General features: G+C 71.7%; 19 protein-coding genes, 1 tRNA gene and 1 riboswitch. Of the genes, 8 read left to right on the top strand and 12 right to left on the bottom strand.

What is annotated here, in order from left to right:
• Window positions 1-18 precede the first annotated feature (18 nt).
• Window positions 19-549 carry a PH domain-containing protein gene (locus tag JCO01S_RS07080; RefSeq protein WP_068252932.1) on the top strand — a complete coding sequence of 177 codons (531 nt, stop codon included), beginning with the start codon at window positions 19-21 and terminating at the stop codon, window positions 547-549.
• On the opposite strand, the gene JCO01S_RS16085 is transcribed toward JCO01S_RS07080, so the two are convergent.
• On the bottom strand, window positions 550-1,404 hold the full coding sequence (locus tag JCO01S_RS16085) for a helix-turn-helix domain-containing protein (protein WP_084342714.1): 855 nt from the start codon (window positions 1,402-1,404) through the stop codon (window positions 550-552). It abuts the gene before it with no gap.
• A 234-nt stretch (window positions 1,405-1,638) separates the two neighbouring features.
• On the opposite strand from JCO01S_RS16085, the gene JCO01S_RS07070 reads away from it, so the two are divergent.
• The 5 genes from JCO01S_RS07070 to JCO01S_RS07050 all read left to right on the top strand — a co-directional run bounded on the left by JCO01S_RS07070 (window position 1,639) and on the right by JCO01S_RS07050 (window position 5,185).
• Window positions 1,639-2,487, top strand: a complete 849-nt coding sequence (locus JCO01S_RS07070) for an aminotransferase class IV (protein WP_218002242.1) — start codon at window positions 1,639-1,641, stop codon at window positions 2,485-2,487.
• Entirely contained in the window at window positions 2,484-3,083 is a 600-nt protein-coding gene (locus JCO01S_RS07065) for a PGPGW domain-containing protein (protein WP_068252926.1), read from the top strand. Before JCO01S_RS07070 ends, JCO01S_RS07065 begins: the two co-directional genes overlap by 4 nt.
• Window positions 3,084-3,185: 102 nt before the next feature.
• Window positions 3,186-3,262, top strand: a tRNA-Val gene (locus tag JCO01S_RS07060).
• Between the two features lie 47 nt (window positions 3,263-3,309).
• Complete coding sequence (locus JCO01S_RS07055) at window positions 3,310-4,806, top strand: MDR family MFS transporter (RefSeq protein WP_218002241.1); 1,497 nt, start codon at window positions 3,310-3,312, stop codon at window positions 4,804-4,806.
• Window positions 4,807-4,951: 145 nt separating this feature from the next.
• Window positions 4,952-5,185, top strand: a complete 234-nt coding sequence (locus JCO01S_RS07050; RefSeq protein WP_068252921.1) for a superinfection immunity protein — start codon at window positions 4,952-4,954, stop codon at window positions 5,183-5,185.
• 9 nt (window positions 5,186-5,194) lie between these two features.
• Here JCO01S_RS07050 and JCO01S_RS07045 read toward each other — a convergent pair whose 3' ends face one another.
• From JCO01S_RS07045 to JCO01S_RS07035, 3 genes are all read right to left on the bottom strand, one after another.
• Window positions 5,195-5,527 carry a DMT family transporter gene (locus JCO01S_RS07045; RefSeq protein WP_068252918.1) on the bottom strand — a complete coding sequence of 111 codons (333 nt, stop codon included), beginning with the start codon at window positions 5,525-5,527 and terminating at the stop codon, window positions 5,195-5,197.
• A 1-nt stretch (window position 5,528) separates the two neighbouring features.
• Window positions 5,529-5,843: a DMT family transporter gene (locus JCO01S_RS07040; RefSeq protein WP_068252915.1), complete on the bottom strand. Its 315-nt coding sequence runs from the start codon at window positions 5,841-5,843 to the stop codon at window positions 5,529-5,531.
• Window positions 5,844-5,854: 11 nt separating this feature from the next.
• A riboswitch (guanidine-III (ykkC-III) riboswitch) is annotated at window positions 5,855-5,921 on the bottom strand.
• Window positions 5,905-7,926: a heavy metal translocating P-type ATPase gene (locus JCO01S_RS07035; protein ID WP_245634354.1), complete on the bottom strand. Its 2,022-nt coding sequence runs from the start codon at window positions 7,924-7,926 to the stop codon at window positions 5,905-5,907. (Overlaps the previous riboswitch by 17 nt.)
• 122 nt (window positions 7,927-8,048) lie before the next feature.
• Between JCO01S_RS07035 and JCO01S_RS07030 the strand changes: the two genes are divergently transcribed.
• Entirely contained in the window at window positions 8,049-9,734 is a 1,686-nt protein-coding gene (locus tag JCO01S_RS07030) for an ABC-F family ATP-binding cassette domain-containing protein (protein ID WP_068252909.1), read from the top strand.
• A 15-nt stretch (window positions 9,735-9,749) separates the two neighbouring features.
• On the opposite strand, the gene JCO01S_RS07025 is transcribed toward JCO01S_RS07030, so the two are convergent.
• The 5 genes from JCO01S_RS07025 to JCO01S_RS07005 are packed head-to-tail and all read right to left on the bottom strand — an operon-like array spanning window position 9,750 to window position 16,588.
• Window positions 9,750-11,687 (bottom strand): acyl-CoA dehydrogenase family protein, encoded by a 1,938-nt coding sequence (locus JCO01S_RS07025; RefSeq protein WP_068252906.1) that lies wholly within the window; start codon window positions 11,685-11,687, stop codon window positions 9,750-9,752.
• The gene (locus JCO01S_RS07020) at window positions 11,684-12,925 is read right to left on the bottom strand and encodes an acyl-CoA dehydrogenase family protein (RefSeq protein WP_068252903.1); all 1,242 of its coding nucleotides are present in this window, start codon (window positions 12,923-12,925) and stop codon (window positions 11,684-11,686) included. The genes JCO01S_RS07025 and JCO01S_RS07020 overlap by 4 nt, the downstream gene beginning before the upstream one ends.
• Window positions 12,926-12,932: 7 nt before the next feature.
• Window positions 12,933-13,973: a phosphotransferase family protein gene (locus JCO01S_RS16080; RefSeq protein ID WP_068252901.1), complete on the bottom strand. Its 1,041-nt coding sequence runs from the start codon at window positions 13,971-13,973 to the stop codon at window positions 12,933-12,935.
• A gap of 4 nt (window positions 13,974-13,977) precedes the next feature.
• Entirely contained in the window at window positions 13,978-15,624 is a 1,647-nt protein-coding gene (locus tag JCO01S_RS07010) for a class I adenylate-forming enzyme family protein (protein ID WP_068252898.1), read from the bottom strand.
• Window positions 15,625-15,631: 7 nt separating this feature from the next.
• On the bottom strand, window positions 15,632-16,588 hold the full coding sequence (locus JCO01S_RS07005) for a cyclase family protein (protein WP_068252895.1): 957 nt from the start codon (window positions 16,586-16,588) through the stop codon (window positions 15,632-15,634).
• Window positions 16,589-16,728: 140 nt separating this feature from the next.
• Between JCO01S_RS07005 and JCO01S_RS07000 the strand changes: the two genes are divergently transcribed.
• Window positions 16,729-17,625 (top strand): TetR-type transcription factor C-terminal domain-containing protein, encoded by an 897-nt coding sequence (locus tag JCO01S_RS07000; RefSeq protein ID WP_068252892.1) that lies wholly within the window; start codon window positions 16,729-16,731, stop codon window positions 17,623-17,625.
• 4 nt (window positions 17,626-17,629) lie between these two features.
• Here the strand turns inward: JCO01S_RS07000 and JCO01S_RS06995 are convergent, their stop codons facing one another.
• From JCO01S_RS06995 to JCO01S_RS06985, 3 genes are all read right to left on the bottom strand, one after another.
• Complete coding sequence (locus JCO01S_RS06995) at window positions 17,630-19,045, bottom strand: MFS transporter (RefSeq protein ID WP_068252890.1); 1,416 nt, start codon at window positions 19,043-19,045, stop codon at window positions 17,630-17,632.
• A complete protein-coding gene (locus JCO01S_RS06990; RefSeq protein WP_068252887.1) occupies window positions 19,042-20,397 on the bottom strand; it encodes a M20/M25/M40 family metallo-hydrolase in 1,356 nt (451 codons plus the stop codon). Before JCO01S_RS06990 ends, JCO01S_RS06995 begins: the two co-directional genes overlap by 4 nt.
• 48 nt (window positions 20,398-20,445) lie before the next feature.
• The coding region (locus JCO01S_RS06985; RefSeq protein WP_369407284.1) for a TetR/AcrR family transcriptional regulator at window positions 20,446-21,129 on the bottom strand (684 nt) is incomplete at its 5' end.

Raw genomic sequence — 21,129 nt, 5'->3', positions numbered from 1 at the left:
TCGTGGTGGGATGAGGCCATGAAGCCCAGTCAGCTCGCCGACGGCGAGGAGATCCAGGCCGACCTGCGCACGCACTGGAAGGCCCTCGTCGGCCCGATCATCGTGCTCGTCGTCGCCGTGGTGGCCCTCATCGGCGTCGCGGCCTTCGGTGAGGGCACCTCGTGGGGCCGGTGGGCGCTGCTCGTCGTCGCCGTCCTCGCCGTGGTCCTCGTCTGGCTCGCGACCGTTCTTCCGGTGTGGCGCTGGAGCTCGACCCACTACGTCTTCACCAACCGTCGGATCAGCCACCGGTACGGACTCCTGACGAAGAAGGGCCGCGACATCCCCCTCTACCGGATCAACGACGTGGCGATGGAGAAGGGGGTCCTGGACCGGATCCTCGGCTGCGGCACCCTCGTGGTCTCCGATGCCACCGAGAAGGCGGGGATGGAGCTGTACGACGTGCCGCACGTGGAGGAGGTGCAGGTGATGCTGCAGAACCTGCTCTTCGGCGGCGACGACGGCAGCGACGACGGCGAGTTCCCGCCCATGGAGCCGCGGCGGCGCTGATCACCACTCCCAGCTGAAACCGAACGCCCCCGGGCCGACGTCCTCGAGGACGAGTGTGGTGCGGTTCTCGGCATCGAGGCGGGCCTCCTCGAGGAAGCGGAAGTCCTCGCCGGGCGCCTTCTCCACGTGGGTGATCCGGCCGGGGCACACCTCGAACTCCACCGAGACGACGATGGAGCGCGCGGTGTGCGTCGGCCCCCAGACGAAGCCGTCGGAGCCGGGCCCCCGGCGACCGTGGCCGGTGTCGCACACCTCGTAGGCATAGGCGTGGTTCGCCCCCTTCGGCAGCGCCTCGGGCAGCCCCACCTCGAAGACGACGACGTCGCTCTCGGGGAAGAACCGGCGGCTGATGAGATGGCAGCCGAGGAGGGGCGTGAATTCCAGGTCCTTCGCGGAGGAGGACTGGTCGCCGACCTGCACGTTGAAGACGCGGTCCAGGCCGTCTTCCACGGCGCAGATGCTGGAGTGGCACGCGGTGCGGCTCAGCCGCCGGTCCGCGGAGACATGGGTCCGCCAGATCTGGCTGATGACGCGGTAGTTCCCGAGACCGGCGCGAGTGAGGGAGTCGATCTGCTCCATCTCGCTCATGCTCGGGTCGACGAGCAGCCCGTCGAAGCTGGCCGGTCCCTCGGTGGCCCAGCCGTGCATGAACTCCGTCTGTGCCCGCGGACCCAGGTCGAGGCCCAGGGCGAGCTGCTGCAGCGTGGCGATCTGGGGCCGCAGGATCTCCCCGCGCTCGAGACCACGGATCGTGCGGACGCTCACCCCTGAGCGGTGGCCGAGCTCGGCCTGGGTGAGCTTCGCGTCGGCACGGGCAGCCCTGAGCACCGCTGCCCCCCGCGATGACTTGCTCATACCTCCACGATGCCCCACGAGGGGTCCTGACACGTGCTACCGCACCTGATCGTGCGGTGAAGGGCCGTTCCCTGCCGAGGAACGGCCCTTCACCATCCTTCCCCCGGAGCGATAGCGCCCTCACGATAAATGGCGGGCTGTCAACTGGGCCAGACTGCGCTGGCAGGTTGCCGGAGGATTGCCGCTCGAGGGGTACCACTTCGGCAGACGGCGGGGATCTGGAAGAGTGGGGACATGAGCGAGGACGTGCGGGTATGGGTCGACGGGCGGCTCGTCGCGGGGGACGAACCGGCGCTGGCGGCACTCGACCACGGGATCACGGTCGGTGACGGGGCCTTCGAGACCTGCAAGATCGTCGGCGGCGAGGTCTTCGCCGCGGACCGCCACCTCGCCCGGCTGGACCGCACCCTCGCCGGCCTCGGCCTGCAGCCGGCGGACCACGCCCGTATCGAGGAGGGTGTCAAGGCCGTCCTGGCGGCGGGGGAGACGATCGCCTTCGGTCGGCTGCGCTACACGGTCACCGGCGGGGCGGGTCCGCTCGGGTCGGACCGGCTGCAGGAGGGGCTCACCTACATCGTCGCCGCGACGGAGGTGCCCCCGCCCCCGGAGACGGTCGCGGTGGCCACCGTCCCGTGGACGCGCAACGAGCGCGCCGCGACGGCCGGTCTGAAGACGACCTCCTACGCCGACAACGTCATCGCGCTCGCCGCCGCCAAGGCGAAGGGGGCCACCGAGGCCATCTTCGGCAACACCCGGGACGAGCTGTGCGAGGCGACCGGGAGCAACATCTTCGTCGTCGTCGACGGGATCGTCCTGACCCCACCGCTGGAGAGCGGGCCCCTGGCGGGGATCACTCGTGAGCTGACCATCGAGTGGGCCAGGGAGGCCGGGCTCGAGGTCCGCGAGGAGGCGTTGCCGATGGGCGTTCTCGAGAGCGCCGACGAGGCCTTCCTCACCGGCACCACCCGCGACGTGCACCCGATCCACCGCATCGACGACCGGGAGCTCGCCGCGCCCGGGCCGGTGACGGAGCGGGTGCGTGCGGCCTTCGCCCGGCGATCCGTCCAGGACATGAATCCGTGAACCACGAGGGGATGGTCGTGGGCGAGCAGGTGGACGTGGACGAAGGGGGCGGGCCCCCACCGTGGTCAGGCCGCGGCCGGGACGGCGAGGGGAACCGGCGGCCCTACCGCGACGTGCGGCGGGACCACCACGCGATCGTGCGTGCCGAGCTGCGCGAGCGGTTCGGTGACGACGGGCGCATCGACGCGAGCGAGGACCCCGTCCGGTGGCGCCGCGCCGTGCGATGCCATCCCGTCGCGGCTCCGCTCTACCGGGTCGTCATCGGTCTGCTCGGCCTGGCGCTGATCATCGTCGGCATCCCGATGGTGCCGCTCGTCGGTCCCGGCTGGGCGACCATCTTCGTCGGGCTCTTCCTGTGGAGCACGGAGTTCATCTGGGCCCGCCGGGTGACCCAGTTCGTCAAGGCCGAGGTGAAGGCCTTCGAGCAGTACGCGATGGCGCTGCCGTGGAAGGCGAAGGCGCCGATGCTCATGCTCTCGGCGGCCTTCGGATGGTTGTGCTTCTACGTCGCACTCCTGCTCACCGGCGTGCCCGGCTGGACGCCCGACCAGGTCGAGGACCTGCTGCTCATGGTGCCTGGCCTGCACCGCGCGTGAAGCCCGGCACCCACCGCGCCCGGGGGCGATTCGTCCCCGGGGGAGGGGACCGGGTACTCTCATCCCGTTGCCCGACCGGGACGCCGGTGCGGGGAGCACCACGGACGTGTAGCTCAGCTGGTTAGAGCGTTCGCTTCACACGCGAGAGGTCAGGGGTTCGAGTCCCTTCACGTCCACCATCGACGTCGCCGGAGGAGCGCACGTCGGCGTCTGCGGCGATCCTCTGGTGACATCCCGCCTGAGCGACCCACGGACACCGGTCCTGGTCGCACTCGTCCTCGCGATGGCCCTGATCGCGATGGACACGACGATCGTCGCGACGGCCGTCCCGCAGGTCGTCGGTGACCTGGGCGGGTTCGCCCTCGTCGGGTGGGTCTTCTCGATCTACCTGCTCGCCCAGACCGTCACCATCCCGGTCTACGGCAAGTTCGCCGACATCTACGGACGCAAGCCGGTCCTCGTCGTCGGGGCGATCGTCTTCCTGCTCGGGTCGGTCCTGTCCGGCGCTGCCTGGGACATGATCAGTCTCATCGCCTTCCGCGGCCTGCAGGGACTGGGGGCCGGTGCGATCGGCGCCACCGTGCAGACCCTGGCCGGGGACATGTACACCGTCGCCGAGCGCGGCCGGATCCAGGGATACCTGTCCAGCGTGTGGGGCATCTCCGCGGTCGTGGCGCCGGCGCTGGGTGGCCTCTTCGCGCAGTACGCCAGCTGGCGGTGGATCTTCTTCGTCAACATCCCGATCGGTGTCGCGGCCGTGGCCACGATCATCGTGCGTCTGCACGAGGACGTCGAACGGCACGAGCACCGCATCGACTGGCTCGGGGCGGCGCTGCTCTTCGCAACCGGGGGTCTCGGGGTCCTCGGCCTGCTCCAGGGCGGGACGGCCTGGCCCTGGCTGTCCACGCCGAGCGTGACCATCTTCGCCCTGACCCTCGTGTGCGCCGTGGCCGCGGTGCTCGTCGAGCACCGGGCGAGCGACCCGATCATGCCGCCCTGGCTGTGGACCCGAGGGCTGACCGCGGGTTCGTACCTGGCCACCGCGCTGTCCGGGATGGCGATGATCGGCCTGTCCACCTTCCTTCCCACCTGGGCCCAGTTCGTCGGCGGTCTCAGCCCGGTCGGCGCAGGCTTCGTGCTGGCCGTCATGTCGATCGGGTGGCCAGTGGCCTCCTCGCTTTCCAGCAGGCTCTACCTGCGCATCGGCTTTCGTGACACCGCGGCGGTGGGGGCCCTCTTCCTCATCGTGGCCGGAGGTGTCTTCGTCAGCCTGGACGAGACCACCACGACCGCGGTCGCGGTGCTGGGCAGTCTCTTGCTCGGGGCCGGCATGGGCCTGATCACGACCCCCCTGATCGTCGGCCTACAGTCGACGGTGACCTGGTCCGAGCGCGGCGTGGTGACCGGGGGAGCGATGTTCGCCCGGTACCTCGGGCAGAGCCTGGGTGCGGCGATCTTCGGCGCGGTGACGAACCACGTGCTGCTGCGCGAGCTCGATCACGCGCCGGCCCGTCTGCGCGGCAGCGTCCCGGAGACGGTCGACGGCATCACCGGTGCGCTCCTGGGCAGTCCCTCGGCAGCGGCGGCGGAGTTCATGCGCTCCGCGCTGCACTCCTCGACCCATGCGGTGTTCGTCGGGCTGCTCATCGCCGGCGTCGCGGTCCTGCTCTCACTGGCCCTGGTGCCGCGCCGCTTCCCCTCACTCGACCCGCCGAGCGACTAGCGGGACGAGGGGCACGGCATGTCGCACGGCAGTTCGCCTCCCTCGGCGCTCCGCAGCCGCGGCATTCCGGGCGCGCCCGCCGGGGCCATGGCCGAACTGCCGTGCGAAGTGCTGGCGGGTCGCCGCATCAGCCTAGGCTGGGGGCATGGCAAGAATCGTCACGGACCAGAAGACACGCGTCGTCAGCGCGCCGGTCGCCATCCTCGTCGCGATCCTCACCGCCGGCTACATGCTGCCGTGGGCGATCGCGGCCGTGCGCGGCAACGCCAACGCCTGGTCGGTCTTCTGGGTGAACCTGCTCCTCGGCTGGACGGTGATCGGGTGGATCATCGCGCTCGTGATGTCCATCAAGGAGCACCGGATCGTCTCGGTGCGCTGACCCCCTTCGTCAGCGCTCCGAGGGCCCGGAGGGGACCAGCCGCAGGCCCACGACGGAGGCGATGATCCCGGCGAGGAAGACCACCTTCGCCGGCGAGGCGCTCTCCTCACCCGTGGCCATGGCCCAGGCGACCGTCAGGGCCGCTCCCACGCCCACCCAGACGGCGTAGCCGGTACCGATGGGGATGGTCTTCACCGCCCAGCCGAGCCCGGTCTGACTGAGCGCCAGGGCGATGAGGAAGACCACCGTCGCCACCGGCCGGGAGAAGCCCTCGGAGTGCCCGAGCGCGGTGGCCCAGACGGCTTCGAGGACCGCGCTGAGGAGCAGGACGACCCAGGGCATCTCAGGCCACCGCCTTCAGGCCGACGACGCAGCCGACGAGGAGGACGAGCAGGCCCACCCGGGCGGTGGTGGCACGCTCGGCGCCGCTGGCCATCGACCAGACGGCCGTCAGGGTCGCGCCGATGCCGGTCCACACCGCGTACGCCGTCCCCGTCGGCAGCGAGGTCATCGCCCATGCGAGACCACCGAGGCTGCCGGCGAGGAAGACCACGAAGAGCACGCTGGGGACCACCCGGTGGAAGCCCTCGGACCGGGCCAGGGCGACGGCCCAGACCGCCTCCATCATCCCCGAGACGACGAGCACGAACCACGCCATGACGACTCCTTCGTGAGTCAGTCTTGTCGTGGTGCGGGTACTGCTCCCTCGTCCGCGAGCCCTACGGCCGGGCTCCGCCTGCCACCATAACCTCCGGCCGCAGGTCGAGCCCCCGCAGGAGCTGGGCGTTGAGCGCGACGATGATCGCGGAGAGCGACATCAGGATCGCGCCGACCGACATCGGCATGACGAAGCCGATGGGCGCCAGGACACCGGCGGCCAGCGGGACCGCGATGATGTTGTAGCCGGCGGCCCACCACAGGTTCTGCTGCATCTTCGCGTACCCGGCCCGGGAGAGCTCCCGAACCGAGAGCACGGCCCGCGGGTCGTCGGAGGCCAGGACGACGCCGGCGGAGCCGATGGCCACGTCGGTGCCCGCACCGATCGCGATGCCGACGTCCGCCCCGGCCAGCGCGGGGGCGTCGTTGACGCCGTCCCCGACCATGGCGACCGTGCGTCCCTCGGACTGCAGCTCGGCGACCTTGGCCGCCTTGTCCTCCGGACGGACCTGGGAGAAGTAGCGGTCGATCCCCAGCTCCGCCGCGACGGAGGCGGCCACCGGCTCGGCGTCGCCGGTGATCATGGCGACCTGGACCCCCTTCGCGTGGAGCGCATCGATGGTCGCCCGGGACTCCGGGCGGATCTCGTCGGCCACGCGCAGGGCGCCGCGCACCTGCCCGTCGACCAGGACGTGCAGGACGGTGGCCCCCTGGTGGCCCCACTCCTCGGCCACGCCCACGGCCTCGGCGCCCTCCTCCTCGAGCAGGTAGGGACCGCCGACGCGCACGGTGCTTCCGGAGACGGTCGCGGTGACCCCGACGGCGGGGGAGGAGGCGAAGTCGTGCGCCGCCGGCACGGACAGGCCGCGCTGCTCCGCCGCGGCGACGATCGCGCGAGCCAGCGGGTGCTCCGAATCCGACTCTGCCGCAGCGGCCAGGGCGATGAGCTCGTCCTCCGCGACGTCGGCGACGGGTGCGGCCGCGGTCACGGCGGGGGAGCCCTTCGTCAGGGTGCCGGTCTTGTCGAAGAGCACCGTGTCCACGGTGCGCATGCTCTCCAGCGCCAGCCGGTCCTTGATGAGGACGCCACCCCGGGCGGCGCGCTCGGTCGCGATCGAGACGACGAGCGGGATCGCCAGGCCGAGCGCGTGCGGGCAGGCGATGACGAGCACGGTGATCGTGCGCACGACCGCGGAGTCGGGCAGCCCGAGCAGTCCCCACACCAGCGCGGTGAGCACCGCTGCCCCGAGTGCGAACCAGAAGAGCCACCCCGCAGCACGGTCCGCGAGGCGCTGCGCCCGCGAGGATGAGGCCTGGGCGTCCTCGACGAGCCGGCTGATGCCGGCCAGGGCGGTGTCGTCACCCACGGCCGTGATCGCCACGCGCAGACCGGAATCGGTGGCAATCGTGCCTGCCACGACCCGGTCGCCCTCCTCGCGCCGGACCGCGGCGGACTCACCGGTGATCATCGACTCGTCGACGCTCGCTGCCCCGACGACCACGACGCCATCGGCCGGGACGCGCCCACCGGGGCGGACGATGACGACGTCGTCGACGGCCAGCGCCATCGGGGAGACGATCTCCACGTCCTCGCCGACGACCCGCTCGGCCTCGTCCGGGAGCAGCTCGGCGAGGGAGTCCAGGGCGGAGGTGGTCCGGGCGAGGGAGCGCATCTCGATCCAGTGCCCGAGCAGCATGATGACCACCAGCAGGGCCAGCTCCCACCAGAACTCCAGCTGTTCGTCGAGCAGCCCGGTGGTGGAACCCCAGGAGGCGAGGAAGGCGACGGTGATCGCCAGCCCGATGAGGAGCATCATGCCCGGGGCTCGGTCGCGGATCTCGTCGGTGCCGCCGGTGAGGAAGGGCTTGCCGCCCCAGAGGTACATGACCGTGCCGAGGACAGCGGCGACCCAGACACCCCAGGTCGGCGGCTCGTAGCCGAGGAGCATGCCGAAACCGGGCGAGAAGCCGACGACGGGGACGGCGAGGACGAGCATGATCCAGAAGAGCCGGCGGAACATCGCGACGTGGTCGTCGTGCCCCGCGTGTCCACCGTGGTCGTCGTGGTCGTGGTGGGTCGTCATCGGCATCCTTCTCGGTAGCGTCCGTGCGTCTGGCCTCACCCCACGTCAATGCTATACCCCAGAGGGGTATTCCCTTGATAATTCGTGGCCCCGGACATGCGGATCTGGGAGCATCCCGATTCGTGGGACATGTGGACGTGGCAGGCGTGCGGTACGAGCTCTCCGACGGCCGGGTGCTCCTCGACGAGGTGGCCTTCCGGGTCGGGGACGGCGCCAAGGTCGCCCTCGTCGGTGCCAACGGTGCGGGCAAGACCACGCTGCTGCGCCTCGTGACCGGGGAGCTGACACCCCACTCGGGCACCATCGTGTGCTCCGGTGGACTCGGCGTCATGCGACAGCACGTCGCGGCCGGCCTCGGCGCGGACCCCACGGTCACCGACCTGCTCCTGTCCGTGACGCCGGAGGCGGTGCGGGCCACCGCGAGGGAGATCGACGCCCTCGAGCTGCGCCTGATGGAGAGCGATGACGAGCGGACCCAGATGCGCTACGCGAGCGCCCTGGCCGACTACGCCGATGCCGGCGGTTACGACCAGGAGGTCCTCTGGGACGTGTGCACGACCGCGGCCCTCGGTGTCCCCTTCGAGCGGTGCAGGTACCGGCAGATCAGTACGCTCTCCGGCGGCGAGCAGAAGCGCCTCGTCCTGGAGTACCTCCTCCGTGGCCCCGACGAGGTGCTCCTCCTGGACGAGCCGGACAACTATCTCGACGTGCCGGGCAAGATCTGGATGGAGGAGTCGCTGCGGGCCTCGGAGAAGACGGTCCTCTTCGTCAGCCACGACCGCGAGCTGCTCGCCAACACCGCGACCCGGGTGGTCACCGTCGAGCTCGGACGGGCCGGGAACCGCGTGTGGACCCACCCGGGTGGCTTCGCGAGCTACCACGAGGCACGAAGGGAGCGTTTCGCCCGGTTCGAGGAGCTGCGCCGGCGGTGGGACGAGGAGCACGCCAAGCTGCGCTCGCTCATGCTCATGTACAAGCAGAAGGCGGCCTACAACTCGGACATGTCCACCCGCTACCAGGCGGCCCGCACCCGGCTGGAGCGCTTCGAGGCGGAGGGCCCGCCGACCGAGCAGCCGCGCGAGCAGCGGGTCACGATGCGACTGCGTGGTGCCCGTACCGGCAAGCGGGCCGTCGTCTGCGAGCGGCTGGAGCTGACCGGTCTCATGCGCTCCTTCGACCTGGAGGTCTGGTACGGAGAGCGCATCGCGGTCCTGGGGTCGAATGGTTCGGGGAAGTCCCACTTCCTGCGGCTGCTCGCGGGTGGCGGCAGCGACCCGGAGCCGGAGAACCGTCCCGTCGGGGAGGCCGTCATCGAGCCCGTGCAGCACACGGGTCGGGCCAGGCTCGGTGCTCGCGTGCGGCCCGGCTGGTTCGTCCAGACCCACGACCACCCCGAGCTCACCGGGCGCACCCTGCTGCAGGTCCTCCATCGCGGGGACGACCACCGTGACGGCATGGGCCGGGAGGCGGCGAGTCGGGCGCTCGACCGTTACGAGCTGGCCCACTCCGGCGAGCAGTCCTTCGAGTCGCTCTCCGGCGGCCAGCAGGCCCGCTTCCAGATCCTGCTGCTCGAGCTCTCCGGCGCCACGCTGCTGCTGCTCGACGAGCCGACGGACAACCTCGACGTGGAGTCGGCCGAGGCGCTCGAGGAAGGACTCGCGGCCTTTGCCGGCACGGTGCTCGCCGTGACCCATGACCGGTGGTTCGCCCGCGGCTTCGAGCGCTTCCTCGTCTTCGGCGAGGACGGCCGGGTCCGGGAGAGCGAGGAGCCGGTCTGGGACGAAGGGCGCGTGGCCCGCGCCAGGTGAGCGGGCCGGCGCCGCTTAGAACTCGGCCAGGTCCGCCATCATCTCGGTGGTGAGCCACTCGTGCGGGATCGCGAAGGCGTCCACGAGCGTGGCCGCGTGCGGGCGGAGCTCGTCGCACAGCTCGCCCACCCGCGCGATGACGCCCTTCGCCTGGCCGGCGCTCAGGCGGCCGTGCTCGAGGTACCAGGCCCGGTTCTCCTCGACGGTGCTGAGGACGTAGAGGTCGCAGACCTTCTCCAGCAGGTCCCGGCCCGGCCCCTGGGCGGCCTCGTCGACAGCGGTGACGAAGGCCTCGAGGACCACCCGGTCCATGTGTGCCCGGGCGGCCTCGAGCAGGTGGTCCTGGGCGTCGTTGAAGACCGTGAAGGAGTCGGTCTCGTCATCGCCGGCCCGACGCAGCCGCATCGCGAGGGACTCGGTCAGGTGGGCCTCCCGGTCCTCGAAGAGGGCCAGCTGACCGCCGCGGTCCCGCAGCGCCTCGTCACCGTCACGTCCCGGGGCACCGGAGAGCAGGCGCTGGATGATCGACCCGCCGATCGTGTGCTCGATGACCGAGGTGGTCAGCTGCCGCGCGCCGAACATGATCGCGCCGGTGGTGTCCAGGTCGGCGAAGTCCTGCTTGTAGTCGGTGAGCATGCCCTTGGCCACCAGCTGCAGGAGGACCGTGTTGTCGCCCTCGAAGGTGGCGAAGACGTCGGTGTCGGCCTTGAGGTCGGTGAACCGGTTGGCGCTCATGTAGCCGGCGCCGCCACAGGCCTCGCGCGCCGCCTGGATGGTGTCGGTCGCGTGCCAGGTCGTCACGGCCTTCAGCCCGGCGGCGCGGGCCTCGAGCTCGCGCTGGGCGTTCTCCCCGGTCTCCTCGCCCACGGTGATGTCGTGCAGCCGTGCGGTGAGGGCGTTCTGCGCCAGCGCGAGGGCGTAGGAGCGCGCCAGGCGGGGGAGGAGCTTGCGCTGGTGGCCGCGGTAGTCCAAGATCGCGACCTCGTGCACGCCGTCGGGGTAGTGGAACTGGGTGCGCGCGAGCCCGTAGCGGACCGCGATGGTCAAGGCGTTGCGGGCGGCCGCGCCGGCAGCGGCGCCGACCGTGATGCGGCCGCGGACGAGGGTCCCGACCATGGTGAAGAAGCGACGGTTCACGCTCTCGATGGACGAGGAGTAGTGGCCGGCGTCGTCGATGCTCCCGAAACGGTCGAGCAGGTTCTCCCGCGGCACCCGGACGTGGTCGAAGAGCAGCCGCCCGTTGTCCACGCCGCGCAGGCCCATCTTCGGGCCGCAGTCGGTGATGGTCACCCCGGGGAGCGCGTCGCCGCCGTCGTCGCGCAGCGGCACGAGCACGCAGTGCACCCCGTGGTGCTCGTCGCCGACGACGAGCTGGGCGAAGACGGCAGCCATCCGCGCGTCCCGGGCGGCCCCTCCGATGTAGTCCTTGCGGGCGGCCGGGGAGGGGGAGTGGACGACGAGCTCGTCGGTCTCCGGGTCGTAGGTCGCCGTCGTGAGGAGGGTCTGCACGTCCGAGCCGTGGCCGGTCTCGGTCATGGCGTAGGCGCCGGGCAGCTCGAGTCGCAGCGCGTCGTGCAGGTACGTCTCGTGGTGGCGCGTGGTGCCGAGGTTGGAGAGGGCGCCGCCGAAGAGTCCGAACTGGACGCCGGCCTTGACCATCACCGAGAGATCACCGTGGCCGAGCATCTCCAGACCGGTGATGGCCCGGCCGAGCTCACCGGTGCCGCCCTGCTCGGGTGGCACCGCCCCGAGGACGAAGTCACCGTGGGCCAGGGTGCGGCAGAGCTCGAGGGTCCGGGCCCGGTGCTCCTCCAGCCCGAGCTCGAGGTTCGGGACGGCCACCGGGAAGTCCGGATCGGCCCGCATCTGCTGGCGGACCTCACCCCACCTGCCGTCCAGGACGGTCCTGATCTGCTCGGCGCTCGGGTCGGTGGTGCGGGGAGAGTCGCTCATACAGGCATCGTGGCAGACCCCGGCGGCAGTTCGGGGTCGGCACCCAGCTCGGCTCGGGCCAAGGAGCGCAGGTGGACCTCGTCGGGACCGTCGAAGAGGCGCATGGCGCGGTGCCACGCGTACATCGCGGCCAGGGGGGTCACGTCGGTGATGCCTGCGCCCCCGTGGACCTGGATCGCGCGGTCGATCACCCGCGTGGCTGCCCGGGGCACGGCGACCTTGGCCATGGCCACGAGGTGCCTCGCCGCACGGTTCCCCTCGGTGTCGATCAGCTGGCAGGCCTGGTGGCAGATCAGCCGTGCCTGGGTGATCTCCATCCTGGACTCGGCGATCTGCTGCTGGACCACGCCCTGGTCGCTGAGCGGCCCGCCGAAGGCGACCCGTTCCTTGGCGCGGGCGACCATGAGGGCCAACGCCCGCTCGGAGGCGCCCAGGGCGCGCATGCAGTGGTGGATGCGGCCGGGCCCGAGGCGCATCTGCGCCGCGGCGAAGCCACCCCCTTCGTCCCCGAGGAGGTTCTCCGCCGGGACCCGCACGTCGGTGAGCTCGACGACGGCGTGCCCGTGCTGGTCGTGGTGGCCCATCACCGGCAGATCGCGCACCACCCGTACGCCGGGGGTGTCGACGGGGACGAGGATCATCGACTGCTGCCGGTGGGTCGGCGCCTCGGGGTCGGTGCGGCCCATGAGGACGAGCAGCTCGCAGCGCGGATCCATCGCGCCGCTGGTCCACCACTTGCGTCCGTTGATGACGTAGCCGTCCCCGTCGCGCTCGATGCGGGTCCGGATGTTGGTCGCGTCGCTGCTGGCCACGGCCGGCTCGGTCATCGCGAAGGCGGAGCGGATCCGCCCCTCCAGGAGCGGTCGGAGCCACCGGTCCTGCTGCTCCTGCGTGCCGACGAGGTGGAGCAGCTCCATGTTCCCGGTGTCGGGCGCGGCGCAGTTCGTCGCCTCGGGCCCGAGCTCGAGGCTCCATCCGGACAGCTCGGCGATGTGGGCATACTCCAGCTGGGTCAGACCGGACTCCGCCGGGAGGAAGAGGTTCCACAGCCCGCGCGCCCGGGCGCTCTCCTTGAGCTCCTCGATCACCGGGGGCGGGTCGTGCCGGCCGCCCTCCGCACGCTGCCGGGCATACGTCTCCTCCGCGGGCAGGACCTCCTCGCGCATGAAGTCGCGCATCGCGAGGCGCAGCTCCTCGGCTCGGGCGGAGGGTGCGGAGAGTGGTTCGGTGGTGCTCATCGATTCCTCACTGTGGGTGTCCGGAGTGGGCTGCCCGGGCGGAGTCGAGCAGCTGGGGGACGAGGGGGCCGAGTCGCTCGAAGCCCTCGCCGACGGTCTTGCCCGCGTCGTGACGGGCCCGGATGCCCTCGAAGATGGCGGCGATCTTGTACAGCGCGAAGCCCAGGTACCAGTCGATCTGGTCCAGGTCGAGGTCACTGCCCGCCGCGTAGGTCTCGAGGAGCACCGAACCCGCGGGGTAGCCGGGCACATCGCCGGGGTGGGCGGCGACGGGGGAGTCCAGACCGCGCATGCCGTCCCACCACACGAGTGTGGAGGCGACATCGGCGAGCGGGTCCCCCCGGGTGGCCATCTCCCAGTCGAGGACGGCCACGATCTCCTGTCCCGGCCCCACGACCACGTTGTCCAGGCGGTAGTCACCGTGGACGAGGCAGGCGCGCTGGGTCACCGGTCGGTCGGCGCCCAGTGCGGCGGCGACCTGCTGGAAGCGGGGGAGCAGCGGGGAGTCCACGGCGGCCACCTGGCGCAGCCACCGGTCGAGCTGGCGCTCGAGGTACCCCTCGGGACGCCCGAGCTCGGCGAGCCCGACCTCCTCGGGTGGCGTGCCGTGCAGCGCGGCCAGCGGCTCCATGAGGCGCCGGCCGAGTGCCTCCGGGTCGGTGACCGCGGCGAGCTCCTCCGGCTCGCGCAGGACCGATCCATCGGCGAAGCCCATGAGGAAGAAGGGCGCGCCGAGCAGGTCCTCGCCCTCGCCGTCCGCCAGGTGGATCGGCCGGGGGACGGGAACCGCGCCGGGGTGCAGCGCCTCGAGCATCCGGTACTCCCGGCCCATGTCGTGGGCGGTCGAGAGCACGCCCCCGAGCGGCGGGCGGCGCAGCACCCAGCGGCGGGCGCCGTCGGTCAGGAGATAGGTGAGGTTGGAGCGGCCCCCCGAGATCAGCGACGCCCGGAGCGGGGCGTCGCCGATCTCGGGCACCTGCTCGGCCAGGTACGGGTGCAGCCGGCGAAGGGGGAGGCCGGGCAGATCCTCCTCGGCAGGATCCGGCACCGGCTCACTCCCGCAGCTGGCGGCGCAGGATCTTGCCCGTCACCGTCTTGGGCAGCTCGTCGATGACCTCGACCTGTCGGGGGTACTTGTACGCCGACATCCGTTCCCGGCAGAAGTCGATGATCTGCTCCGCGGTGGCGGTCCGGTCGGCGCGCAGGCTGACGAAGGCCTTGACGGTCTCGCCACGCTTCTCGTCCGGGACGCCGACGACCGCGGCCTCGCGGACCGCCGGGTGCTCGGCCAGGACGTCCTCGACCTCCCTCGGCCACACCTTGTAGCCGGAGGCGTTGATCATGTCCTTCTTGCGGTCGACGATGAAGATCCAGCCCTGGTCGTTCATGAAACCGACGTCGCCGCTGTGCAGCGCCCCAGCGGGCAGCGAGGCCTCGGTCTCCTCGGGCTTGCGCCAGTACCCGGCCACGACCTGCGGGCCCTCGGCGACGATCTCACCGACCTCCCCGAGGGGCAGGTCCTGCCCGTCGTCGTCCCGGATCCGCACGATGGTCGAGGGCGCCGGGGCACCCACGGACAGCGCCCCGGAGTCCGGGTCGACCGGCGAGTCGGTGCCGAAGGGGGTCAGCGTCATCGGACTCGTGGTCTCGGTCAGCCCGTAGGCGTTGTGCACCTGCCGACCGGTGATCTCCTTGAATCGTCGTTCGGCGGTGGGAGAGATCGGTGCCCCGCCGGAGTAGACGGCCTCCAGGGAGGAGAAGTGCTCCGGGGTGGCGTCGGGGTGGTCCAGCAGCGCGTTGAAGGCGGTGATCGCCCCGATGGTGCACGTCGGTCGGTGCTCGGTCAGCGCATCGAGCACGACCCCGGGCTCGAAGCGGTAGGCGAGCACCATCGGGATCGGGTCGAGCATGCTCACGGCGATGTGCCCGATGAGCCCGGTGATGTGGAAGAGCGGCGCGATGGCCAGAACCGACCCACCGGGCCCGAAGCGGGCGCAGTCGCGGTAGACCATCGCGGTGAAGACGACGTTCCCGTGGGTGTTCATCGCCCCCTTCGGCTGACCGGTGGTGCCCGAGGTGTAGGTGAGGAAGGCGATGTCCTCGGCCCCGGGGGAGACCGGTGGCGGGGTCTGGCCCCGGTGACGGCCCATGAGCTCGGCCATGTCGGTCGTGCCCTCGCGCCGGGACCGTTCGGTCCCGGCGAAGAGGCGCTCGTCCATCCGGCTCTGGTACTCCAGCTCGCTCGTGGTGAGGACCAGGCGCACGTCCGAGTCGGGCAGGACGTGACGGGCGACCTCCTCGTGCAGACCCTCCTGGGACAGCAGGACGCTGGCGCCGGAGTCCTCGAGGAGGTAGCGCAGCTCCCGCTCCCGGCTCATCGGGTTGATCGAGACGAGCATCCCGCCGGCCTTCCACGCGCCGAGCATCGCGATGACGAACTGCGGGACGTTCTGCAGGTAGACCGCGAGCCGGTCCCCGGCGACGAAGCCCTCGGCCAGCAGCCCCACGGCGAGGGCATCGCTGAGCTCGTCGAGCTCGCGCCGGGTGAGGGTCCCGTCGAAGTAGCGGATGGCGTCGCCGTCGGGATCGGCATCCACCCCCGCCCGGAACATCTCCAGCGCGGAGACGAACTCGGGTTCGATCTCCGCCGGCTGGTCCCCGTAGAGGCCCAGCCACGGCTTGTCGTCGTAGACGCTCATCGCCGGATCACTTGATGACGATCGGGTTCACCGGGGCACCGCTGCCCTCCGCGACCTTGAGCGGGGCGGCGGCGTAGAAGACCTCGTAGGTCCCGTCCTCGGCGCAGTCGGCGGCGAGCTCCTCGAGGTCGACGATCTCGGTGAAGGCGATGCCGAGGTTGCGCATGAGGGCGTTGTGCAGGGTGAGCGCGACACCGGTCTCGGGGTCGGTGGTGACCTCGTTGGCGATCGTGTCCGTGACGAGGTTCGGGATCTCCATGTCGGCGAACCACTGCACGAGCTCCGGGCTGTAGATCAGGCCCGGTTCGCAGAAGTCGTCGTAGAAGGCGTCACCGAGCTCGTGGAAGCGGGCGAGGTAGTTGGTGCGGATGAGGATGATGTCCCGTTTGCGCAGCTCGACGCCCTGCTGCTTCGCGCACGCCACGAGGTCCTCGTGGGTGTAGGTCTCGGCCGAGTCCAGGCTGTCCTTGCCGCGGTGGCGGGCCATGTCCAGCAGCACGGCACGCCCGACGACACCACGATCGGCGATCGGCTGCACGCTGGCCTTCTTCATGCCGCCGACGGTGGTCCGGGCGTCGAAGCCGTTCCACAGCTTGCCGTCGTACCAGACGTGGCCGAGGGCGTCGTACTGCGTCGAGCCCTGGAGGAAGGCGAGGATCTTGTCGTCGGCGTAGTGCAGGCCACCGGGGAAGGCCGGTGCGTCGTCACCGTCCCACGAGGACTCGTCGAAGATCTGGGTGCGCACGGCCGGCTCGCGACTGGGCCAGACCGGATCGCCCTTCGGGTCGCCGATGAGCCGCTGGATGGGGAAGACCGAGCCCTTGCGGATCAGCCCTGCGGCGGCGATCACCTGCTCCGGGCCGAGGTAGTTCAGGCTGCCCACCTCGTCGTCAGGGCCCCACTTGCCCCAGTTGCTCGGGGCATCGCGCAGCAGGTCGGTCAGGTCGGGTGCGGTGTCGGTCATGGCTCCTCCTTGAGCACTGTCAACCAGAACAATCACTCGGTAGCCGAGGTGAGAACCCCACCGTGGTACGGGGGCGTAACGTTGTCAACGAAAATCATGTTCAGTGACTCCGAACATCCGACGACGGGAGGTGGGCCGGCGTGAGCACCCCTGGGCAGCCCTCCCTGCACCGGGTGGAGCTGGGGCGGACCGTCCGTCGACTCCGGGAGCACCGCGGCATGACCGTGCGCGCCCTGGCCGGGCAGCTCGGGGTGAGCATCGGGACGGTGAGTGCGATCGAGAACGCCCTCGTCGGGGTGTCCTCGGAGCGGGTCGTCCACCTCGCGGACGCCCTCGGTGTGGGGCCGGGGCTGCTCATGCACGGGGTCGCCGAGCCGATCCGCGACGTGCGGTGGGCGGACGCGGCCGGGACCCGGGGGGCACCCGGGGTCGGGGACTGGCGCCACTACGCCCCGCTCGACCTCGACCCCGCCCTGCGCGGAGCGCTGGCCAGCTTCCTCGAGTTCGGTTACCACGGCTCGACGATGAGGGGCATCGCCGAGCGTGCCGACCTCTCCGTCGCCGGTCTCTACCACTACTACGCGAGCAAGCAGCAGCTGCTCGTGACGTTGCTCGAGCACACGATGTCCGAGCTGCAGGGGCGCACGACCGCCGCGAGCGCCGAGGGAGTGGACCCCTGGGGCCGGTTCGCGCTGCTCGTCGAGTGCCAGGCGCTCTTCCACAGCCACCGCCGCGAGCTGGGATTCATCGGCGCCACCGAGATGCGCAGCCTCGCCCGCCCGGCCCGGGACCGGATCGCCCGGGTGCGCCGCGAGGAACAGGAGCGCATCGACCTCGAGGTGCTCGCGGCCTGCGGGGCGGGGGCATTCGGCACCCCGCGACCGCACGAGGCGGCCCGGGCGGTGGTGACGATGTGCACGGCGATCCCCCAGTGGTACCGGCACGGGGGCGCCTCGACACCGGAGCAGGTCGCCCGGTGGTACGTCGACTTCGCCCTCGACCTCGTCCGGTGCGACCCGGCCCACCGACCGGGGTGAGGCCCTACCCCCGGACCCGGCGCGGGACGGGGACCACCGGCAGCCGCCAGAGGGCGAGCGCGGCGAGCAGGGCCGATCCCGAGCAGACACCCCAGACGACGAGGTACCCCTCGAGCGGCGCGTGACCGGCCGTCGGGTCCGAGATGCTGCCCGTCGAGGCGAGCGCGACCGCGAAGACCGCGGATGCGACGCACCCCCCGACGGTCTTCGTCGCGTTCGTCAGGCCGGCTGCCTCGGCGGTGCCGCCGTGGGAGGCGACGGACGCCGCCGCGGCAGGCAGGGATGCGACGAGCGCCCCGGACCCGATGCCGGCGACCCCCATGGCGGTCATCGCGTGCAGCAGCTCGCTGTGCAGCGGGATGAAGATCGCGTACCCGAGCGCGACGACCGCGGCGGAGAGCACGAGCATCCACCGCACGCCGAACCGCCGCGCCGCGACCGGTGAGAGCAGCGCGCCGATCGCCATGCAGATGACGTAGAGCCCGATGAGCACCGAGATCGCGCCGGGCCCGACCCCGAGTCCGTACCCCACCTGGGCGGGATCGGTGCGGGCGAAGGTCGACAGCGGGATCTGCGCGCCGAGCACGCTCATCCCGAAGAGCCCCGAGGCCAGCTGGACCGGCCACATCCCCGGAGCCGCCAGTGCCCGGACGTCGATGAGCGGCGAACGGTGGTCCCGCTCCACCCGGACGAAGACCCACAGGACGAGGCCGCCGAGGACGATGAGCAGCCAGGCCGGGGCGCTGCCCACGCCCTGCAGCCGCACGAGGACGAGACCACCGAGCACGAGCAGCAGACCGAGCGCCAGCAGGCCGGTCCCGGGCAGGTCGAGACCCCCCGGGGCCCTGGCCGAGACGTCGCGCACGCCCACGAGGACGGCGACGAGGGCGAGGGTCGTCGCGGCCGCCGGCACCGCGAGCAGGGCGGTCATGCCGATGATCGGCGCCAGCGCGCCGGCACCGAGGGCGCCGATGATGACGCCGACCTCGAGGGCCATGACGAGCAGTGCCGCCCCTCTTCGCACCAGGGCATCGGGGTCGGGCCGGTCGCGGGCACGCTCGTGGAGGATGGCGATCTCCATCGGCAACCACACGGTGTAGGCACCCTGCAGTGCCCAGCCGACCAGGAAGGTCCAGAAGCCCGGCGCGAAGGCGACGACCCAGCCGCCGACCGCCGTGACCACCGTCGCGAGGACCAGCACCCGCCGGTGCCCGTGCAGGTCGCCGAGGCGCGAGAGGACCGGCACGGCGAGGGCTGCGACGATGAGCTGAGCCGCCTCGAACCAGTTGACGTCCCCGTCGGCGATGACGAGGTGGTCGGCGATGTCGCTGTAGACGGGCGTGTAGTAGCCCTGCAGGACGCCCGAGGCGATCTCGACGGCCGCGAGGAAGCCGACGAGCCGCCAGATCGCCGGACTCACCGGCCGGCCTGCGTTCCCTGGCCCCCGAGGGAGTCGAGCAGCGTGCGGTACCAACGGATCCCGTCGCGGAAGTCGGAGACTCCGAGCCGCTCGTCGTAGCTGTGGATGGCCTCCCGCTGCTCCGAGCTCATCCGGAACGGCGCGAAGCGGTAGACCCGTTCGCAGATCGCCGTGAAGTGGCGCGAGTCGGTTGCGGCGTACATGACGTAGGGGACGGCCACCGCCTCCGGGAAGACGGCCGCCACCGTCTGCTCCAGCAGCGCGAAGGCCGGGTCCTCGATCGGCGAGGTCGGGCTCGGCTCGTGCGCGTCGTCGACGTGGACCTCGACGTGGCGCCCCACGACGTGCCGGACCCGTTCGGTGGCCGCGGTGGTGGTCTCCCCGACGGCGACGCGCAGGTTCAGACCAGCCTCCACGGAGGTCGGGCTGACGTTGATCGCCGGACTCCCCGTGAGAGTCGTGACCGCCACGGTGGTGCGGGCGAGGGCGGCCGGCTCCGGCCCGGCGGCGACGAGCAGGCGCGCCAGCAGGGACGGCGCCCGGTCGGCGCGCTCCACCACCGGGCGCAGCGGCCGCGGCAGGTGCGGCGCGAGCCGGCGGAACATCTCCAGCGTCGCGGGGGAGAGGTGCGCGGGGAAGGGGTGGCGCTCCAGACGGGTGATGGCGGCCGCGATGCGCGCGGCGGGGCCACCCTTCGCCGGGCGGGACGCGTGGCCACCGCGGCCGGCGGCGGTCAGGCGGAGGGAGAGCACGCCCTTCTCGGAGACACCGACGACCCCGAGCGGGCGGGTGATGCCGGGGAAGGCGTCGGCGGCGACGGCGCCCCCTTCGTCCAGCACGAACCACGGGTGGATCCCGCGCTCCTGCAGCACCTCGACGGCGGCGAGGGCACCGGTGCCCATGACCTCCTCGTCGCTGCCGAAGGAGAGCCAGACATCCCGGGCCGGGGAGCGTCCGTCTGCGAGCAGGGACTCGACGGCCGCGATCACCGCGACGAGCTGCCCCTTGTCATCGAGGGTCCCTCGCCCCCAGATGACGCCGTCGACGACGTGCCCGCCGAGCGGCGGGTGGGTCCACCGGCTCTCGTCCCCGACCGGGACGACGTCCATGTGCGCCATGAGGACGACGGGGTCGGCACCGGCGTCGGGGGAGTCGGAGTCGGCCGGCACCCGGATGAGCACCCCGTGCGGGGGTACGTCGATGACCTCGCCGGCGGCGTGCGTGAGGGGGAAGGCCTCGCGCAGCACGTCGGCGAGCTCGACGAAGGGGGCCGGGTCCGCCCCGTCCCCGGCGACGGTGGGCAGCCGCAGGAGTCGCTGCAGGACGTGGACCGGGTCGGCGGGTTCGCTCATGGACCGAGCCTAAGCACGTGCGGACCTTCGTGAGGCCCGACGAAGGGGTCAGTCGGCCTGCCGCGTCCAGGCGATGGCCAGCCCGGACCACGCCATGTCGGTGAGGTGCTCGGTGACCTCCTCGCGGGTGTTCTCCCCGGTGAGGCCGGCGAGCCAGGCGTCGGCGCCGGCGCGCACGAGGCCGACGAGGGACTGCCCCCACAGCCGGGCCGGTGCGGGGTCGTTGCCCTGGCCGACGAGGGCGCCGGCGACGAGGCCGCTGATCTGGGTGGCGATGTGGCCGGTCGCCGAGGCGGCGACCTCGGCGGCGTTGGCGCCGCGCCCCGAGCCGACGATGGGGGCGGCGATGACGAAGCGGTAGACCTCCGGGTCGCGCTCGACGAGGCGCAGGTAGGCGTCGATGGCCGCGCGCACGACCGAGCGCGGGTCGGCGTCCAGGGCAGAGAGGCGGCCCTTGGTCTCCTCCGAGGTACGGCCCCCGAGCACCCCACGGATGTCGCGCAGGATGAGGTCGTCGACATGGGCGGCGACTGCACGGTACAGGCCTGCCCGGTCGGTGAAGTGCCGGTAGAAGACCGTCTTGGAGGTGCCTGCGGCAGCGGCGAACTCATCCATGCCCACGGCTGCCCCGCGTTCCCGGATGGTGCGGATCGTGGACTCGACCAGCTGACGGCGACGCTCCTCGCGGTGCTCCGCCCAGCGCGCGCTTCGTCCGTCCGTGGTGGTGCTCAC

It is taken from the genome of Janibacter corallicola NBRC 107790 (assembly GCF_001570965.1).
Taxonomy (GTDB): domain Bacteria; phylum Actinomycetota; class Actinomycetes; order Actinomycetales; family Dermatophilaceae; genus Janibacter; species Janibacter corallicola.
Note: the sequence above shows the minus strand (reverse complement) of the source record. Positions and strands in the feature narration are given on the sequence as shown.

Excerpts from the sequence above, each read along its gene's own strand:
- JCO01S_RS07035 (WP_245634354.1), bottom strand. The coding sequence starts at position 7,926 with ATGACGACCCACCACGACCACGACGACCACGGTGGACACGCGGGGCAC.
- JCO01S_RS07040 (WP_068252915.1), bottom strand. The coding sequence starts at position 5,843 with ATGGCGTGGTTCGTGCTCGTCGTCTCGGGGATGATGGAGGCGGTCTGG.
- JCO01S_RS07080 (WP_068252932.1), top strand. The coding sequence starts at position 19 with ATGAAGCCCAGTCAGCTCGCCGACGGCGAGGAGATCCAGGCCGACCTG.
- JCO01S_RS07020 (WP_068252903.1), bottom strand. The coding sequence starts at position 12,925 with ATGAGCACCACCGAACCACTCTCCGCACCCTCCGCCCGAGCCGAGGAG.
- JCO01S_RS07010 (WP_068252898.1), bottom strand. The coding sequence starts at position 15,624 with ATGAGCGTCTACGACGACAAGCCGTGGCTGGGCCTCTACGGGGACCAG.
- JCO01S_RS07025 (WP_068252906.1), bottom strand. The coding sequence starts at position 11,687 with ATGAGCGACTCTCCCCGCACCACCGACCCGAGCGCCGAGCAGATCAGG.
- JCO01S_RS06990 (WP_068252887.1), bottom strand. The coding sequence starts at position 20,397 with ATGAGCGAACCCGCCGACCCGGTCCACGTCCTGCAGCGACTCCTGCGG.
- JCO01S_RS07045 (WP_068252918.1), bottom strand. The coding sequence starts at position 5,527 with ATGCCCTGGGTCGTCCTGCTCCTCAGCGCGGTCCTCGAAGCCGTCTGG.
- JCO01S_RS16085 (WP_084342714.1), bottom strand. The coding sequence starts at position 1,404 with ATGAGCAAGTCATCGCGGGGGGCAGCGGTGCTCAGGGCTGCCCGTGCC.
- JCO01S_RS07050 (WP_068252921.1), top strand. The coding sequence starts at position 4,952 with ATGGCAAGAATCGTCACGGACCAGAAGACACGCGTCGTCAGCGCGCCG.
- JCO01S_RS07005 (WP_068252895.1), bottom strand. The coding sequence starts at position 16,588 with ATGACCGACACCGCACCCGACCTGACCGACCTGCTGCGCGATGCCCCG.
- JCO01S_RS07070 (WP_218002242.1), top strand. The coding sequence starts at position 1,639 with ATGAGCGAGGACGTGCGGGTATGGGTCGACGGGCGGCTCGTCGCGGGG.